Here is a 16,161-nt window from a genome sequence, read left to right on the forward strand (position 1 = left end):
CCGCGAAGGGGAGGTGCCCTCGTCATACGAGGGCGGAGGGGTCATGGCCGCAGTCCGTGGCCCATGACCCCTCCGTCGCGGATGACCGCGACACCTCCCCGCGCGTCGCGCAGGGAGGAAAGTTCTTGAAGGGGTAGCGTAATGGACATGTTCGACGACACCGCCTTTTCCTTGATGAAGTTCGGCGTCGGCCAGCCCGTGTCGCGGATGGAGGACCCGACCCTTCTGCGCGGGAAGGGCAGCTATACGGACGACCAGAACCTGCCGGGCCAGGCCTACGCGGTCATGGTCCGCAGCAAGCATGCGCACGGCATCCTGAAGCGCATCGACAGCACGACAGCCGCAGCGATGCCCGGCGTGCTCGCGATCCTGACCTATGCCGACATGGAGGCTGCGGGTTTCGGGCCGATGAAGTGCGCCGTGAATTTCCCGCAGCGCGACGGGTCGCCGATGAAATCGCCGCCGCGCCACTCTCTGGCCAAGGACCGCGTGCGCTATGTCGGCGAGGTCGTGGCGTGCGTGGTCGCCGAGACGGCCGTACAGGCCAAGGATGCCGCCGAAGTCGTAGAGCCCGAGATCGAGGAGCTGCCGGCGGCGACCACGCCGGCCCAGGCGCTCGCTGCGGACGCAGTACAGATTCATGACGAGGCGCCGGGCAACCTGGTGCTCGACTTCCATTACGGCAACGCCGAAGCCGTGAAGAAGGCCTTCGCCGAAGCCGCCCACGTCACGCGGCTGGAGATCAATTCCAACCGCGTCGTCGTCGCCCCGATGGAGCCGCGCTCGGCGATCGGCTCGATCGAGAGCGGCCGCTGGGTGCTGCGGGTCGGCTGCCAGGGCGTGATGGGCCTGCGCGGCGGCCTGGCCAAGGACGTCCTCAAGACGACACCCGACAAGGTGCGCATCCTGACCGGCAATGTCGGTGGCTCGTTCGGCATGAAGAGCCAGCTCTATCCCGAATACGGGCCCCTGCTGCTCGCCGCGAAGAAGCTCGGGCGACCGGTTAAGTGGACCGACGAGCGCTCCGAGAGCTTCCTGAGCGACAATCAGGGCCGCGATCACCAGCGCGTGGCGGAGCTGGCGCTCGACGAGGACGGCCGGTTCCTCGCCGTTCGGCTGAGCGGCACGGCCAATGCCGGCGCCTACATCTTCCCGCCGATGCCGGCGACCGGCAACTCGGTGAAGAACCTGATCGACGTGTACGCCACGCCGCTGATGGAGGTGAATTCGCTGGTCGTATTCACCAACACGACGCCGATCGCGGCCTATCGCGGTGCCGGTCGGCCCGAGGGCAACTACTACATGGAGCGGCTGATCGATACGGCTGCCCGCGAGATGGGTATCGACCGGATCGAGCTGCGGCGGCGCAATCACATCGCGCCCGAGCAGATGCCCTACAAGGCGCCGTCCGGCATGAACTACGATTCGGGCGATTTCACCGCCATCCTCGACAAGGCGGTGGCCGTCGCCGATTGGCGCGGTTTCGAGAAGCGTAAGGCCGAGAGCGCCAAACGCGGCAAGCTGCGCGGCCGCGGCATCGGCCAGTATCTCGAGGTCACCGGCCCGCCGGGCAAGGAGTATGGCGGCATCCGGTTCGAGGACGACGGCACCATCACCATGCTGTCGGGCACGCTCGACTACGGCCAGGGCCACGCCACGCCGTTCGCCCAGGTTCTGGGCGCACAGCTCGGCATCCCGGTCACGAAGTTCCGGCTGCTGCAGGGTGATTCGGACCAGCTCAAGGTCGGTGGCGGCACCGGCGGCTCGAAGTCGGCGCTGGTCGGGAGCCAGGCCTTCCTCGAAGCGGGCGACATCCTGATCGAGCAGGGCAAAAAGATCGCCGCGCACGTGCTCGAGGCGGCGGTGGTCGACATCGAGTTCGCCGACGGCCGCTTCACCATCGCCGGCACGGATCGCGGCATCGGCGTGCTCGAGCTGGCGGAGCGGCTGCGGCAGGGGCTGAACCTGCCGCCGGACATCCCGCAGTCGCTGAACGTCAGCCACATCTCGGACAATCCGCCGTTCTCGTTTCCGAACGGCTGCCATGTCTGCGAGGTCGAGATCGACCGCGACACCGGCACGATCGAGGTGGTGCGCTATTTTATGGTCAACGACTTCGGCACGGTCATCAATCCGATGCTGGTCGCGGGCCAGGCGCATGGCGGCGTGGTGCAGGGTATCGGCCAGGCGTTGATGGAGCACGCTCGCTTCGATGAGCAGGGTCAGCCGATCACCGGCTCGTTCATGGACTACGCCCTGCCGCGCGCAACCGACGCACCGGGTTTTTCGATCGAGACCCATTCGGTGCCGTGCAAGACCAATCGCCTCGGCGTGAAGGGCTGCGGCGAGGCGGGCTGCGCCGGCGCGCTGCCCTCGGTGATGAACGCCGTGGTCGACGCCCTGTCCGAGGTCGGCATCACCCACATCGACATGCCGGTGACGCCGGAGAAGATCTGGCGGGTGCTGAACGGCGTGCATGAGTCATAGTCTTCCGGACCGCGAGCCTCCGGCTCGCTCGTGCGCATGAGCGAGCCGGAGGCTCGCGGTCCGGAAGCGCATGAGCAGCTACTTCCGGTCGGCTGCCTCGACCGGCGGCTGGGTGATGCGGCCCGAGCCGGCGATCCGGGTATTCAGGGTGGTCGGCCGTCTGAGAAGCCGAACGTTGCCGGAGCCCGCGATCGTGATGTCCGCCTCTTCCTTCGGGGCGGCTTCGAGATTGCCGCTGCCGGCGATCCTGGCCGTCAGGTGTTTCATGACCACGTCGTTCAGCCGGATGTCGCCTGAGCCCCGGATCGTAACGGACATGCGCTCGATCGTGCCGCTGACCTGAACGTTGCCGCTGCCGATGACGGTGAGCGCGAGAGCCGGCTGGTCGAGCGGTCCGATGGTGGCTGTGGCGGAACCCGAGAGCCGTACATCTTGCAAGGCGCGGGATGGCAGCTCGACCGTTATCGTCTGCCGATCCGTCAGGTTGCGGCAGTCGGCCCGCAGGCGTCCGCCTTTGAGGTCGAGATGTGCGATCGTCTCGGGTGCCCCGCGCAGCACGACATCGTTGCCCGTGCCGGGCACGAGGCGAACCGGCATCGACAGTGAGAGCCTGAACGTGCCGTCTCCGTTCCAGGGCAGGCGGCGCTCCGACGCAGCGACGGCGATCTTGCCGGCATTGCACGATCGCCAGCTGAAATCGCGCTCGGCGACGATCTGGCCCAGCTCGCGCCCGCCAAGGGTCCAGGCAAGCGACAGCGAAACGACACCGACGCCGATCCCGCCAAGAGCGATCTTTCCGAGGGTGGACATGGCGGCTCTCCTGCTCAGGCCGTGGCGTCGGTGCGCGCGAGCAGCGCGTAATGCAACCGCGCGAAGCGGCCAAGCAGGCGAACGACGTAGTCGATCGCCATCAGGAGCAGCGCGCCGCCGCCGACGCCCAGTCCCAGCAGCCCGACCCCGCTCAGGATGCGTGTCAGGTAGCCGAGCGACAGGCCGTGATCGAGATGGAACAGCTTCAGGGTCAGGGCGAAGCCGGCGATGCAGAGGCCGAGCATCGCCAGACCGGCGACGAAGGTGACCAGCGCCAGCGCAGCCAGCAGCGGCAACAGGAAGACGAAGTCGACGGCGATCAGCGCCAGGAAGCCCGCCATCGCGCCGAAGAAATTGGCGGGCGTGCGCGCCGTCTCCCAGCGCCGCAAGCCCGCCTCGGCGCGCAGCTCGCGCGCGAGGCGCTGTGGATCGCCCAATGCGGCAGCGATCTCGGCTTCACTGCGGCCGGCGGCCATGCCTTCGGCGAAATGCATGGCGTAGTCGCCGACGAGCTCGTCGATCTCGTCCGGCGGGAGACCGGTGAGGCGGCGGCTCAATCTGTCGAGGAATTCGGCTTTGGTCATCGGCCAGCTCCGGCAGTCTTCGCGGTCGTTGAAGGTTTGGCGTCGGACAGCACCTTGGCCACCGACGCCACGAAGCCGTTCCATTCGGCCTGCTGAGCGGCGAGGGCGGCATGGCCGGCCCGGGTGAGCTGGTAGTACTTGCGCGGCGGGCCGCTGCTCGATTCCTCGAGGTAGGTCTTGACCAGCCCGTCGGCCTGCATGCGCCGCATCAGCGGATAGATCGTGCCTTCGCCCATGCCGATCCCCTCGGCGAGGCGGCTCGCGATGTCGTAGGCGTAGCCGTCCTGCTGCGCGAGCATGGCCAGCACGCACATGTCGAGCACTCCCTTGCGAAGCTGGACGAGCAGCGACTCGCTCACGACACCTTCACCCTCACCTGTTGCATGGTACCTTGTACAACAAGGTAGTGGCGCCGAGCCGAGTTGTCGAGTCCGGACTGCGGCGGCGTGCTAGAAGCAATATCCACTCGGAGGATTGCCAAGGTGCCAAAGACGCTGTTCATCGACTCGACACCCGATATCGACGCAGTCTGGAAAAAGGTGCACGGCGCCGGGGACATTCCGATAACGGTCGCCATGGGCCCGGTCGGTGAGGCGGATGTGCCGGCGAGGGCGGCGGGCTACGACACGGTGATCAACGACGCGACCTACTTCAGCGCCCCGACGCTGGAAAAGTGCAAGGACTTGAAGCACATCGTCTTCCTCGGCACGGGCGCATCGAGCTTCGTCGACGTCGCGGCAGCGCAGAAGCTCGGCATCAAGGTTTCGACCATCAGCGGCTATGGCGATACGACCGTGGCCGAGCATGCGATGGGGCTGGTGTTCGCAGCGGCGCGCCATATCGCGACCATGCATGGCATGATGCGTGGCGGCGGCTGGCGTCCGATGCAGGGCATGGAGCTGCGCGGCAAGACCCTGGGCATCGTCGGATTGGGAGGCATCGGCGCGGAGATGGCGCGCATCGCCTCCGGCATCGGCCTGAAGGTGATCGCCTATAATCGTACGCCCAAGCCGGGAACGGTCGCGCTCGACGAGCTGCTGGCGACGGCGGACATCATCAGCCTGCATCTCGGCCTGAACGACGCAACGCGCGGCTTCCTGAGCCGCGAGCGGCTCGGCAAGGCCAAGCGGGGCGTGATCGTCGTCAATACGGCACGCGCCGGAGTGGTGGACGAGCCGGCGCTGATCGAGCTGCTGAAGTCGGGGCATGTCGGCCACTACGCGACCGACGTCTTCTCCAAAGAGCCACCGGCGCCGGACGAGCCGCTGCTCGCGCTCGATAACGTCACGCTGACGTCGCACGCGGGCTACAATACGCCCGAGGCGGCGATGACGATGTATCGCCGCGCGATCGATCTCGCTGCCAAAGGCTAGGGGACGATCTTCGCCTCGGCCTCGATCGTCTTCTTGACCGCGGGACGCTGCAGCATGCGGTCGTGCAGCGCCTGAACGGAGGGGTGGTCGGCGGGCTTGAGCCCGAACCGGTCCTTGAACCGCCAGTAGAGACGGAAGAGGTGGATGTCGGCGATCGAGTACTTGCCGCCGACGCACCATTCCTTGCCGGCAAGCTTTTGCTCGGCGATGCGCCAGACCTCCGAGACCCGTTCCGGCCCCTGGCCGGCCGCCGGATGGAGGATCGAGGCAGCGAAGGACATCCACGAAACCGCCTCGGCCTCGCCCAGCGCGCCGGCGGGCATCAGGCCGACCTGCGGGAAGGCGCGCGCCAGGTAGAACAGCGTGCCTGCCACCTCGGTGAGGACGGTACCGTCCACCACGAGTGCGGGCACTTTGCCGTTCGGGTTGATCTTGAGGAATTCGGGTGCACGCGTGCCCTTCTGCAATGTCAGCGGGCGCGTCTCGAAGGGCGCGCCCACTTCATTGAGGGCGATGTGCGTCGCCATCGAGCTCGAACCGGGGGAGAGATACAAGATGATCATCCCCCGACGATGGCGGCTGCCGCTGCTATTTGTCCAGCCAGAACGTGTCGAAGCGGACGCAATCGTAGATGCCGAAGTATTCCTTCGGATTGTGGCCCTTCACGTAGTTGTACCAGACATCGTTGATCTTCTCCCACGACAGCGGCAGCACCGGCGGGTCCTGCTCCATCGCGTCCTCGGCCTTGCGGATCAGGTCGAGGCGCTTCTTGGCGTCGACCTCGCGGTCGATCTGGGGCAGAAGATCGTTGACGGTCTTGTTGTCCCAGAAGCCGTAATTTTGCGGGCCGTCCTTCTTGTACCACGCGTTGAAGTAGTCCGACGGGTCGAGCAGGGTCGAAACGACCGCCCCGACCGCGAGATCGAAGTTGCCCGACTTGACGTCGTCGAACCACACCGACTCGACCACCGTGCGCAGCTTCACGTCGAGGCCGAGACCCTGCTGCAACATGGCCTGCACGGCCTGCGCCCACAGTTTGAAGGTCGCCACCTCGCGCACCATGTAGTCGAGCGAGCCCTTGTAACCGCTGCCGTAGCCGGCAGCGGCCATCAGGGACTTGGCTTCCTTGACCGCGGCGGTCGTGTCGTCCTGATAGCCTACCCGCTTCTTGAGCTGGTCGATCGGAGTCGCGAACTCGGAGAACGGGTAGATCATGCCGCCCATCATCATCGGCGCCACGTCCTTCACGACGTCGACAAGCACGGGGCGGTCGAGGCAGAGATGGATGGCGCGGCGGACCCGCGGATCGTCGAGCGGCTTCTTCTTGCTGTTCATCCAGGTGCCCTGGATGACGCTCTGGTAGAAGTCGGTCGACGACATTCCGGGGGTTGCCTTGGCCTTGCGCGACGTGACCGGATCGACGATGCGGGCGTAGTCCACCCGGTTGGAGAGGATCGCCGAGCCCAGCTCGGGCGAGAACGGCAGCGCGTGATAGAACTCGATGCCGTCGAGATAGGGCAGGCCCTTGTTCCAGTAGTTGGCGTTCTTCTCCATCACCCAGATCTCGTTCTCGACCCGGCGCTTGCTCTTGAACGGGCCGGTCCCGGGGATGTCGACGACTCGGCGCAGGTTGTACTGGTTGTCTTCCAGCGTCTTCTTGCGAACGATCGTATTCCAGCCGCTGGCGAAAGCCGCCATCATGAAGCTCGCGGGCCTGGACTCCGAGAGCTTGAACACCACGGTCTTCTTGTCCGGCGTGGTGATCTCCTCGACCGTCGTGAACAGCGTCGAGCGCGGGATGCTGACGCCGGCCGGCGGCTTGCGGATGCGGTCGTAGGTTGCCTTTACGTCGTCGGAGGTGAAGTCGGCGCCGTCGTGGAACTGCACCCCCTCGCGCAGATGAAATGTGTAGGTCTTGCCGTCCTTTGATATCTCCCAGCTGTGGGCGAGATCGGGAATGATGGTCTTGCCCGAATCGCGCGGGTCGCGCCGCACCAGGTTGTCGAACATGCAGCCTTGGCTGCCCAGGCTGTTGATCGTGCCCGACTGATGCATGTCGAAATGCGGCGGGCGCGAGGTGATGGCGTATTTCATGACGCCGCCCGGCTTGGCATTGGGCTCCGGTGCCTTGAGCTGGAATTTCGAGCCGTCGAACTCGTTGGGCACGCCCTGCGCCAGGGCCTGCCACGGCATGCCGAAGACGGTTGCACTTAATGCCGCCGAGCCTTTGACGAAGGCACGACGATTTACGCCGGTACGCTCTTTACCGTTGTCCATGACGCTTCCTCCCATTTGGTCTTTTGCAGACCACGCACAATGTGCTGTGATGGCTTGTCCATCATCGTGGACCAAAACTAACAGGCCATTCATAGGGAGTCTCGCATTGAATTCTCGCCAGTCGGCGCTGCGCGTCGTGGGCGAGCCGGCCGTTGTGCCGGCGCGCACGGTGCTGGAAATCGACAACCTCCAGACGCACTTTTTCACTACCGTCGGCACGGTCCGCGCGGTCGACGGCGTGAGCTATGCGCTGAAGGCCGGTGAGACCTTGGGCGTGGTCGGCGAATCGGGCTGCGGGAAGAGCGTGTCGGCGCTTTCCATCCTTCGGCTGGTCGCAAATCCGCCGGGCCGCATCGTCGGTGGCGCGATCCGCTTCGAAGGCAAAAACCTGCTCGATCTCTCCGATCCGGAAATGGAGAAGGTCCGCGGCAACGAGATCTCGATGATCTTCCAGGAGCCGATGACCAGCCTCAACCCGCTCTACACGGTGGGCGGACAGATTGCCGAGGCCATCGCACTGCACCAGGGGCTGTCGCGCAAGGAGGCCTGGAACCGGGCCGTCGAGATGCTGCGGCGCGTCTACATCCCCGAACCCGAGAAGCGCGCGCACGCCTATCCTCACCAGCTTTCCGGCGGCATGCGCCAGCGGGTGATGATCGCGATGGCGCTGTCGTGCAATCCCAAGGTGCTGATTGCCGACGAGCCGACCACGGCGCTCGACGTCACCATCCAGGCACAGATCCTCGACCTGATGCGCGACCTTCAGGAAACCTACGGCACCGCCATCGTCCTGATCACGCACGACATGGGCGTGGTGGCGGAGAATGCTGACCGCGTGGTGGTGATGTATGCCGGCCGCAAGGTCGAGGAGGCGCCGGCCGCGACGCTGTTCGACACGCCGGGCCATCCTTATACGGTCGGGCTGCTGGGCTCGATCCCGCATCTCGACGAGGTGGCGCGCAATGGCGCGCGGCGCACGCGGCTCAACGAGATCAAGGGCATGGTGCCGTCGCTGTTCAATCTCCCGAAAGGCTGCAGCTTCGCGCCGCGCTGCGGACTCGCCACCGATCGTTGCCGGGCTGAGGCGCCGCCCCTCGAAGAACGTCGGCCGGGCCACTTCATAGCCTGCTGGGAGGCCACGTGACCGACGCACCCCTGCTCGAGGCCCCCCTTCTCGAGGTGAATGACCTCAAGAAGCATTTCCCGATCCACAAGGGCGTGTTCTCCAAGGTCTCCGGCCAGGTTTACGCCGTCGACGGCGTGTCCTTCAGCATTGGTCGCGGCGAGACGCTGGGGCTGGTAGGCGAGAGCGGTTGTGGCAAGTCGACGGTCGGCCGCACGCTCCTGCGCCTGCTCGAGCCAACCTCAGGGTCGGTGCGCATCGGCGGCGAGGACATCACCCATCTCGACGGCCCGCACCTGCTGCCCTACCGGCGGCGCATGCAGATGATCTACCAGGATCCCTATGCGTCGCTGAACCCGCGCATGACGGCGGGCGAGATCGTCGGCGAGCCGATGGTGGTGCACCAGATGGGCACGTCGGCCGAGCGGCGCGAGAAAGTCGCCAGCCTGTTCGACAGGGTCGGGTTGCGGCCCGAGGCGGCGCATCGCTATCCGCACGAGTTCTCGGGCGGACAGCGCCAGCGCATCGGCATCGCCCGCGCGCTGTCGCTCAACCCGGACCTGATCGTCGGCGACGAGCCGGTGTCGGCGCTCGACGTCTCGATCCAGGCGCAGATCATCAACCTGCTGATGGACCTGCAGGACGAGTTCGGCCTCTCCTACCTGTTCGTCGCGCACGACCTCGCGGTCGTGGAGCATATCAGCCACCGGGTCGCAGTGATGTATCTCGGCCGCATCGTCGAGATGACCGACCGGCAGAGCCTGTTCGAGATGCCGCTGCATCCCTACACCGAGGCGCTGCTGTCGGCCGTGCCGATCCCGAAGGCGAGCGCGCGAACCCGCAAGCGCGTGATCCTGACGGGCGATGTGCCGAGCCCGATCAACCCTCCGCCCGGCTGCCACTTCCACGCCCGCTGCCCTTACGCCATGCCACGCTGCAAGGTCGACGTGCCCGTGCTGCGCGAGCTCGTGCCCGGCCACGTCGCCGCCTGCCACCTGCACGACGGTGGCGTGAAGTTCCCGCTAGGAGCGAACTGACGACGTGTCGACGCCGATCATGCCGTAGCCGGGGCCGAGCTTGTCGAGTTGCAGCCGGCCCCCGACCGCCCAGTTCTCGCGCTCGACCTCATTGATGATGAGGGTCACCCAATCGGCCGGCACGTCGAGAGCCCCTGCGACTGCTGTGGTTACGCCATCGGCGAGTGCCCGCTTCATCTCCAGCGGACGACCCTTTTCCATTTGAACGGTGACGACAGGCATGGCCCCTCCGCGTCTCGGTCGGAGAGACATGAGACGACACGTCTGAAATTCAAGCTGGCATGAGTTCAGACCGAGCCTCTCAGCCTTGGATCGAGCAGATCGCGGATGCCGTCGCCGAGCAGGTTGAAGGCGAGCACCGTCAGGGTGATGGCGAGGCCGGGGAACAGGACGAGCCACCAAGGCGGAACGAGGCCGGCGTTCAGCGCGTCGGACAGCATGTTGCCCCAGGTCGGCATCGGCGGCGGGATGCCGACGCCGAGGAAGCCGAGCGACGCCTCGATCACGATGGCGACGCCGAGATGGGTGGTCGCCAGGATCAGGAAGGGCGCCACGCATTGCGGCAGGATGTGTCGGAACATCATGCGCGCGTGCGAGGCGCCGATGCCACGGGCGGCCTCGACGTACTGCATCTCCTTGAGCGACAGCACGACCGAGCGGATGACCCGGCCGCCGAACGGTATTCGGGTGATCGCGATGGCAACGATCACCGTCGTGATCCCCCCGCCCAGCGCCATGGCGATGGCCATGGCGAGGATCAGGTCGGGGAAGGATTGCAGGAACTCGATGATGCGCTGGCTCACCATGTCGAAGCGGCCGCCGAAATAGCCGCAGGCCAGGCCCCACAGCGCGCCGAGGGTCGTGCCGAACAGCACCGCGCCGAACGCCACTGTGAGCGAGGTCTGGCTGCCGTGGATTACCCGGGAGAGCGTGTCGCGGCCGATCTGGTCGGTGCCGAACCAGTGCTTCTCGCTCGGCGGCTTCTGCATCGCGCGGAAGTCGGACTTGAGCGGCGGATAGGGCGCGACCACGGGGGCCGCGACCGCCATGGCGACGATCAGGGCTGCGATCACGCCCCAGAACGCCGACAGCGGCGCGCGGCGGAAGAAGTATCCCAAGCCGCGCCACGCGGTGCGCAGGCGTGACGGCGGCGCGGGCAGCGCGGTGGCGATCGTGGTGGTCATCGGAGCCGGATCCTTGGATCGAGGAATGCGATCGCCACGTCGATCAGGATATTCAGCAGGACGAACACCGCAGCGTAGAGGAATACCAGGTTCTGCATCACGAAGATGTCGCGCTCGCTCACGGCGATGAACATCGCGAAGCCCAGCCCCGGCGTCGCAAAGGCGCGCTCAACCGGCACCGAGCCCGCCAGCACCAGGCCCATCAGCACGCCCGACAGGGTGATCACCGGCAGGAGCGCGTTGGGCAGGGCATGCCAGGCGATCACCAGCCTTCCGTTCAGCCCTTTGGCGCGGGCGGTGCGGACATAGTCCTCGCGGATCACCTCGAGCAGGCTCGACCGGCCCATGCGTGCGATGTAGGCGGCCTGTCCCAGCCCGAGCACGACCGCCGGCCCGATCACCAGCTCGAAGTTCGCCCAGGGATCGGTGAACAGCGACGCGCCGGTGAGGGGTGCGCGATAGCCGAACCAGAAAAGCAGGCCGAGCACGATCAGCATGCCGACCCAAAATCCGGGCACCGCCAGAAACAGGATGCTGATGAAGCGGGCGGCGCTGTCTGCCATGGTGTTGGGCTTGAGCGCGCTGATGATGGCCACCGGGATACCCACCACCCACGAAATGATCACTGAGAGGAGGGCGATCTGGGCGGTCAGTGGTGCGCGCCTTGCCAGCATGTCCGCGACGCTCTCGGAGCGGAAGAACGAGCGGCCGAAATTGCCCTCCGCGATCTGTCTTATCCAGGCCAGATACTGCACCCATAGTGGGTCGGAGAGCCCGAGCTCCCGCATATAGTTGGCGCGCTGCTCCTCGCTCAGCTTGGTGAAGCCGTCCGGCCCGAAAATCGCGACCAGCGGATCACCCGGCAGGATGCGCATGATGACGAACACCATGATCGATACGCCGATCACGGTGAGCAGGCCGAACGCCAGCCTGCGGGCAATGTAGCTATACATTTCGCCTCAAAGTGCCGCCTCCCTTAGGCCGTCTATCGTGGGCCATTAGGCCCGTTCTTGTTGTTGGCCATCATAGGGCCGGATAAAACGACGGCCAGTGTTATTGCCAAACCGAAGGTCGGTGTCATGAGGCCCCAGAACATTGCCGTGGTCGGCGCAACCGGCGCTGTCGGCGTCGAAATCCTGCGCGTGATGGAGCGTCGCAACTTCCCCGTCGCCAGCCTGAAGCTGCTGGCGTCCAAGCGCTCGGCCGGCAAGACCCTGGAATACAAAGGCAAGCCGTACACGGTCGAGGAGCTGACCGCCGGGTCCTTCAAGGGCGTCGACATCGCCTTCTTCTCGGCCGGCGCCACGCGCAGCCGCGAATTCGTGCCGGCAGCCAAGGCCGCGGGCGCGGTGGTGATCGACAACTCGTCGGCCTTCCGCATGGACCCGAGCACGCCGCTGGTCGTGCCCGAGGTAAATCCAGGCGACCTCAAGCGCCATAAGGGCGTGATTGCCAACCCGAACTGCACGGCGGCGATCCTGTGCACGGCGGTGTGGCCGATCCATCAGGCCGTCGGCATCCGCAAGATCGTGGTCTCGACCTACCAGTCGGCGTCGGGCGCGGGCGCCGCGGCGATGCAGGAGCTCGAGGACCAGATGCACGAGTTCGCCGAGGGCAGGGAGATCACCCGCTCGGTGTTCCCGCACCAGATCGCCTTCAACGTCTTTTCGCACAACACCAAGATTGCAGAGAACGGCTACAACGACGAAGAGAACAAGGTGGTCGAGGAGACGCGCAAGATGTTCCACGCGCCCGACCTTGCGATTCTGCCGACCTGCGTGCGCGTGCCCGTGCTGCGCGCCCATTCGGAGTCGATCTCCCTCGAACTTGACGCGCCGATGTCGCCCGAGGAGGCGCGCGAGCTGCTGAGCCGTGCGCCGGGCGTCAAGCTGGTCGACGATGCGGCGACCAATCACTTCCCGATGCCGATCGAGGCGAGCGGCGATCTCGATGTCCATGTCGGCCGCATCCGCCGCGACCTCACCAACCCGAATGGCCTGGCACTGTTCGTAGCCGGCGATCAGCTGCTGAAGGGCGCTGCCTGGAATGCGGTGCAGATCGCCGAGGAGCTCGCCAAGCTGGAAGTGCTCGCCGCCGAGTAGTCTTCCTCTTCCGGACCGCGAGCCTCTGGCTCGCTCATGATCCTGAGCGAGCCAGAGGCTCGCGGTCCGGAAGATCATGACACCGCCATCCTGACCGGGATTTCCAAGGCTTCGGTCCCTTCCTGCGGCACGGAACTTGCGTGATGCTCCACGCTGTCCGCAAAACAGCCGCAGGGAGCGAAGGGTGTCCACGCCAGCCAAACGTATGATGCATCTCGGCGCGTTCGTGCACGAGACCGGTCAGCATGTCGCCGCATGGCGGCATCCCGATGCCCATTATCATTCGGGTACCAGCTTCTCCGACATGGTGGAGACTGCGCAGCTCGCCGAGAGGGGCAAGTTCGACTTCCTCTTCCTTGCCGACACCGCGGCGGTCAATCTGGAAGGCAGCGCCGACGCGCGCGGCCGCATGGGCAAGGTGGTCAAGTTCGAGCCCATGACGGTCCTGTCGGCTCTGGCTCCCGTGACCAGGCATCTCGGCTTCGTCGCCACCTCGACCACGACCTTCAACGAGCCCTATACGCTCGCCCGCCAGTTCGCCTCGCTCGACCAGATCAACGGCGGCCGCTCAGCGTGGAACCTCGTCACCTCGAACAACGAGCAGGACGCGCTGAACTACAGCCGCGACGAACACATGTCCCACTCCGATCGGTACGAGCGGGCGGTCGAGTTCGCCGAGGTCGTCCTCGGCCTGTGGGACAGCTGGGACGAGGATGCCTTCGTCCGCGACAAGCAGTCGGGGCTCTTCTACGACACCGCGAAGATGCATGTGCTGAACCACAGGGGAAAGCACTTCCAGGTGCGCGGGCCGCTCAACGTCGCCTGCTCGCCGCAGGGCCGCCCGGTGCTGGTGCAGGCCGGGGCGTCGGGGACGGGTCGCGATGTCGCCGCCCGGCTCGCCGAGGTCGTCTTCACCGCGCAGACCGTGTTCGAGCAGGGCAAGGAGTTCTATTCCGACGTCATGGCACGCCTGCCGCGTTTTGGCCGCTCGCCCGACGAGGTCAAGGTGATGCCGGGTTTCTACCCGGTCGTCGCCCCCACGGCCTCGGAGGCGCAGGAGAAGTACGATTATCTCCAGTCGCTGATCCAGGTCCCGGTCGGGCTCTCGGTGCTCGAGCACACGATCGGCGTGCATCATCTCGACAAGCTGCCGCTCGATGGGCCGGTGCCGGAAATGCCCGACACCAACGGCCCGCTCAGCCGGCAGCGCCTGCTGCTGGAACAAGCCAGGCGCGACAAGCTCACCCTGTGGGAACTCTGCCTCGCCAATGCCGGCCCGCGCGGGCACGTGCTGTCGATCGGCACGCCCAAGCAGGTCGCCGACGAGATGGAGCACTGGTTCAGGGACGGCGCGGCCGACGGCTTCAACGTGATGCCGGCCTATCAGCCCGGCTCGCTGAAGGACTTCGTCGACCTCGTGATCCCCGAGTTGCAGCACCGGGGGCTTTTCCGCAGGGAGTATGAAGGCATGACGCTTCGTGAAAACCTCGGCCTTCCCAAGCCGATCAATCGTCATCACCTGCAACGCCTCGCCGGGGCCGCTCAATGAGCCGCGTGCTCGGCCGCCGCCAGGTCGGCGGACTTGCGGCCGGCGCGCTCGTCGCCGGCCCTCTTGCCCTCGGTTCGGTGCGCACCGCCCAGGCGGCGGATGCCTCGACCTTCATCACCGCCGCCGGGCTGCCGATCAACCTCGACCCGCATCAGGTCTACGACGTGCCGATGCAGGGGATCATGCTGAACGCCTACGACAATCTCTATCGCTACGAGAACGACCCGCCGCAGATCGTGCCGTGGCTGGCGGCGAGCCATACGGTGTCGGACGACGGCCTGACCTGGGAGTTCAAGCTCAAGCCCGGCGTCAAGTTCCACGATGGCAGCGCGCTGACCGCCGACGACGTGGTCTACAGCTTCCGCCGCGTGCTGGCGCTGGCGCTGGCGCCGGCCGGCGCGTTCCTCAAGATCCTGAAGCCTGAGAACGTGACGGCGGTGGACCCGCTCACCGTGCGCTTCAAGCTCGAGACCGCCTATGCGCCGTTCTTCGCGGCGATCCCCAGCATCTCCATCGTCAATCCGCGCGCGATCGAGCCCAATGTGAAGGCCAACGACTGGGGCAAGAGCTGGCTCGCTTCCAACGGCGCAGGCTCGGGCGCCTATAAGATCGTTCCCACCGGCTACCGGCCGCTCGAATACCTCGACATGGAGATCAACGAGGGCCATTTCATGGGCTGGGGTGACAATCCCAAGCCGGTGAAGAAGATCGCCTACCGGCCGGCCAAGGAAAGCTCGACGCGCCTGCTGGCGCTGCTCAACGGCTCGGTCGACTGCACCGACGGCAACATGCCGGCCGATCAGGTCGAGCAGATCAATGCCTCGAAGATCGCCTTCGTGCAGAAAGACGTCGTCATGAAGACGTTCGTCATTCGCATGAACAACACCAAACCGCCGTTCGACAACGTCAATGCCCGCAAGTGCTTTGCCCATGCCTTCAACTACATGGGCTTCATCAACGACATCCTGGGCGGCTACGCCACGCGCGACCCCTACCCCATGCCGGACAATCTCTGGGGCATCCCCAAGGACGCCAAGGGCTACGACTACGACCTGAAGAAGGCCAAGGAGTACTACGCCAAGGCCGTCGCCGAGGGCGCGCCGATGAAGCGGGCCTTCGAGATCCATGTGCAGTCCGAGAACGAGCAGAGCGTGCAGGGCGCGCAGCTCTTCCAGGCCGACCTGGCGCAGATCGGCATCACCCTCAAGGTCGTCGGCAGCATCTGGTCGACCCTGACCGCGGCCGCCGCCAAACCGGAGACGACGCCCGACATGTGGGTCCACTGGGTCTCGACCTACTTCGTCGATCCCGAGAACTGGGTCGGCCAGATGTACGACAGCCAGTTCCACGGCACGTGGAAGGCTTCGGCCTACTACAAGAATCCCGAGGTCGACACGCTGCTGCGCAAGGCGCGGGCGACGGTGAAGCAGGAGGAGCGCGACCCGATCTACCAGGAAGCGATCCGCAAGATCATGGCCGACAGCCCTGACATCTGGATCTACAACTCCATGCAGCTCCAGGGCTTCAACAAGCGGGTCAAGGGCCGGCGCTTCTGCACCGTCGGCCAGGGCGCGGAGGTGCGCTGGATCACGCTCGCGTCGTGAGATGATTGAGCACGAGAACACGGTGTCATCC

General features: G+C 65.8%; 15 protein-coding genes. 7 read left to right on the plus strand and 8 right to left on the minus strand.

Translation table 11 applies throughout. The annotated features are described in order from the left end of the window. Nucleotides 1-147 precede the first annotated feature (147 nt). On the plus strand, nt 148-2,487 hold the full coding sequence (locus tag ACQY8M_RS08380) for a xanthine dehydrogenase family protein molybdopterin-binding subunit (protein WP_428670767.1): 2,340 nt from the start codon (nt 148-150) through the stop codon (nt 2,485-2,487). A gap of 78 nt (nt 2,488-2,565) precedes the next feature. On the opposite strand, the gene ACQY8M_RS08385 is transcribed toward ACQY8M_RS08380, so the two are convergent. From ACQY8M_RS08385 to ACQY8M_RS08395, 3 genes are read right to left on the minus strand one after another with little or no spacing between them, the layout of a single operon-like run. Beyond that, nucleotides 2,566-3,297: a GIN domain-containing protein gene (locus ACQY8M_RS08385; RefSeq protein ID WP_428670769.1), complete on the minus strand. Its 732-nt coding sequence runs from the start codon at nt 3,295-3,297 to the stop codon at nt 2,566-2,568. Nucleotides 3,298-3,311: 14 nt separating this feature from the next. After that, nucleotides 3,312-3,881 carry a DUF1700 domain-containing protein gene (locus ACQY8M_RS08390; protein WP_428670771.1) on the minus strand — a complete coding sequence of 190 codons (570 nt, stop codon included), beginning with the start codon at nt 3,879-3,881 and terminating at the stop codon, nt 3,312-3,314. Continuing rightward, the gene (locus tag ACQY8M_RS08395; protein ID WP_428670773.1) at nt 3,878-4,240 is read right to left on the minus strand and encodes a PadR family transcriptional regulator; all 363 of its coding nucleotides are present in this window, start codon (nt 4,238-4,240) and stop codon (nt 3,878-3,880) included. The genes ACQY8M_RS08390 and ACQY8M_RS08395 overlap by 4 nt, the downstream gene beginning before the upstream one ends. Nucleotides 4,241-4,363: 123 nt before the next feature. Between ACQY8M_RS08395 and ACQY8M_RS08400 the strand changes: the two genes are divergently transcribed. Beyond that, nucleotides 4,364-5,254, plus strand: a complete 891-nt coding sequence (locus ACQY8M_RS08400; protein WP_428670775.1) for a 2-hydroxyacid dehydrogenase — start codon at nt 4,364-4,366, stop codon at nt 5,252-5,254. On the opposite strand, the gene ACQY8M_RS08405 is transcribed toward ACQY8M_RS08400, so the two are convergent. Together ACQY8M_RS08405 and ACQY8M_RS08410 are read right to left on the minus strand one after the other, a co-directional pair. Further along, nucleotides 5,251-5,808, minus strand: a complete 558-nt coding sequence (locus ACQY8M_RS08405; protein ID WP_428670777.1) for a glutathione S-transferase family protein — start codon at nt 5,806-5,808, stop codon at nt 5,251-5,253. The two genes, ACQY8M_RS08400 and ACQY8M_RS08405, sit on opposite strands and share 4 nt — an antisense overlap. Nucleotides 5,809-5,842: 34 nt before the next feature. Then, a complete protein-coding gene (locus tag ACQY8M_RS08410; protein WP_428670781.1) occupies nt 5,843-7,531 on the minus strand; it encodes an ABC transporter substrate-binding protein in 1,689 nt (562 codons plus the stop codon). Nucleotides 7,532-7,637: 106 nt separating this feature from the next. Here ACQY8M_RS08410 and ACQY8M_RS08415 point away from each other — a divergent pair, with 106 nt between their 5' ends. Both ACQY8M_RS08415 and ACQY8M_RS08420 read left to right on the plus strand, forming a co-directional pair. Then, entirely contained in the window at nt 7,638-8,675 is a 1,038-nt protein-coding gene (locus tag ACQY8M_RS08415; protein WP_428670783.1) for an ABC transporter ATP-binding protein, read from the plus strand. Continuing rightward, entirely contained in the window at nt 8,672-9,691 is a 1,020-nt protein-coding gene (locus ACQY8M_RS08420; protein WP_428670785.1) for an ABC transporter ATP-binding protein, read from the plus strand. Before ACQY8M_RS08415 ends, ACQY8M_RS08420 begins: the two co-directional genes overlap by 4 nt. On the opposite strand, the gene ACQY8M_RS08425 is transcribed toward ACQY8M_RS08420, so the two are convergent. The 3 genes from ACQY8M_RS08425 to ACQY8M_RS08435 form a co-directional block, all read right to left on the minus strand. Next, a complete protein-coding gene (locus ACQY8M_RS08425; RefSeq protein WP_428670787.1) occupies nt 9,677-9,913 on the minus strand; it encodes a tautomerase family protein in 237 nt (78 codons plus the stop codon). The two genes, ACQY8M_RS08420 and ACQY8M_RS08425, sit on opposite strands and share 15 nt — an antisense overlap. 65 nt (nt 9,914-9,978) lie before the next feature. After that, complete coding sequence (locus tag ACQY8M_RS08430) at nt 9,979-10,875, minus strand: ABC transporter permease (protein ID WP_428670789.1); 897 nt, start codon at nt 10,873-10,875, stop codon at nt 9,979-9,981. Next, entirely contained in the window at nt 10,872-11,828 is a 957-nt protein-coding gene (locus ACQY8M_RS08435) for an ABC transporter permease (RefSeq protein WP_428670791.1), read from the minus strand. Before ACQY8M_RS08435 ends, ACQY8M_RS08430 begins: the two co-directional genes overlap by 4 nt. Before the next feature lie 126 nt (nt 11,829-11,954). Between ACQY8M_RS08435 and ACQY8M_RS08440 the strand changes: the two genes are divergently transcribed. From ACQY8M_RS08440 to ACQY8M_RS08450, 3 genes are all read left to right on the plus strand, one after another. Then, nucleotides 11,955-12,977 carry an aspartate-semialdehyde dehydrogenase gene (locus tag ACQY8M_RS08440; RefSeq protein ID WP_428670793.1) on the plus strand — a complete coding sequence of 341 codons (1,023 nt, stop codon included), beginning with the start codon at nt 11,955-11,957 and terminating at the stop codon, nt 12,975-12,977. 184 nt (nt 12,978-13,161) lie between these two features. Beyond that, complete coding sequence (locus tag ACQY8M_RS08445) at nt 13,162-14,526, plus strand: LLM class flavin-dependent oxidoreductase (RefSeq protein ID WP_428670795.1); 1,365 nt, start codon at nt 13,162-13,164, stop codon at nt 14,524-14,526. Then, nucleotides 14,523-16,130, plus strand: a complete 1,608-nt coding sequence (locus tag ACQY8M_RS08450; protein ID WP_428670797.1) for an ABC transporter substrate-binding protein — start codon at nt 14,523-14,525, stop codon at nt 16,128-16,130. Before ACQY8M_RS08445 ends, ACQY8M_RS08450 begins: the two co-directional genes overlap by 4 nt. Nucleotides 16,131-16,161 lie beyond the last annotated feature (31 nt).

The sequence above is a fragment of the Reyranella sp. genome, from assembly GCF_965279465.1.
GTDB lineage: Bacteria > Pseudomonadota > Alphaproteobacteria > Reyranellales > Reyranellaceae > Reyranella.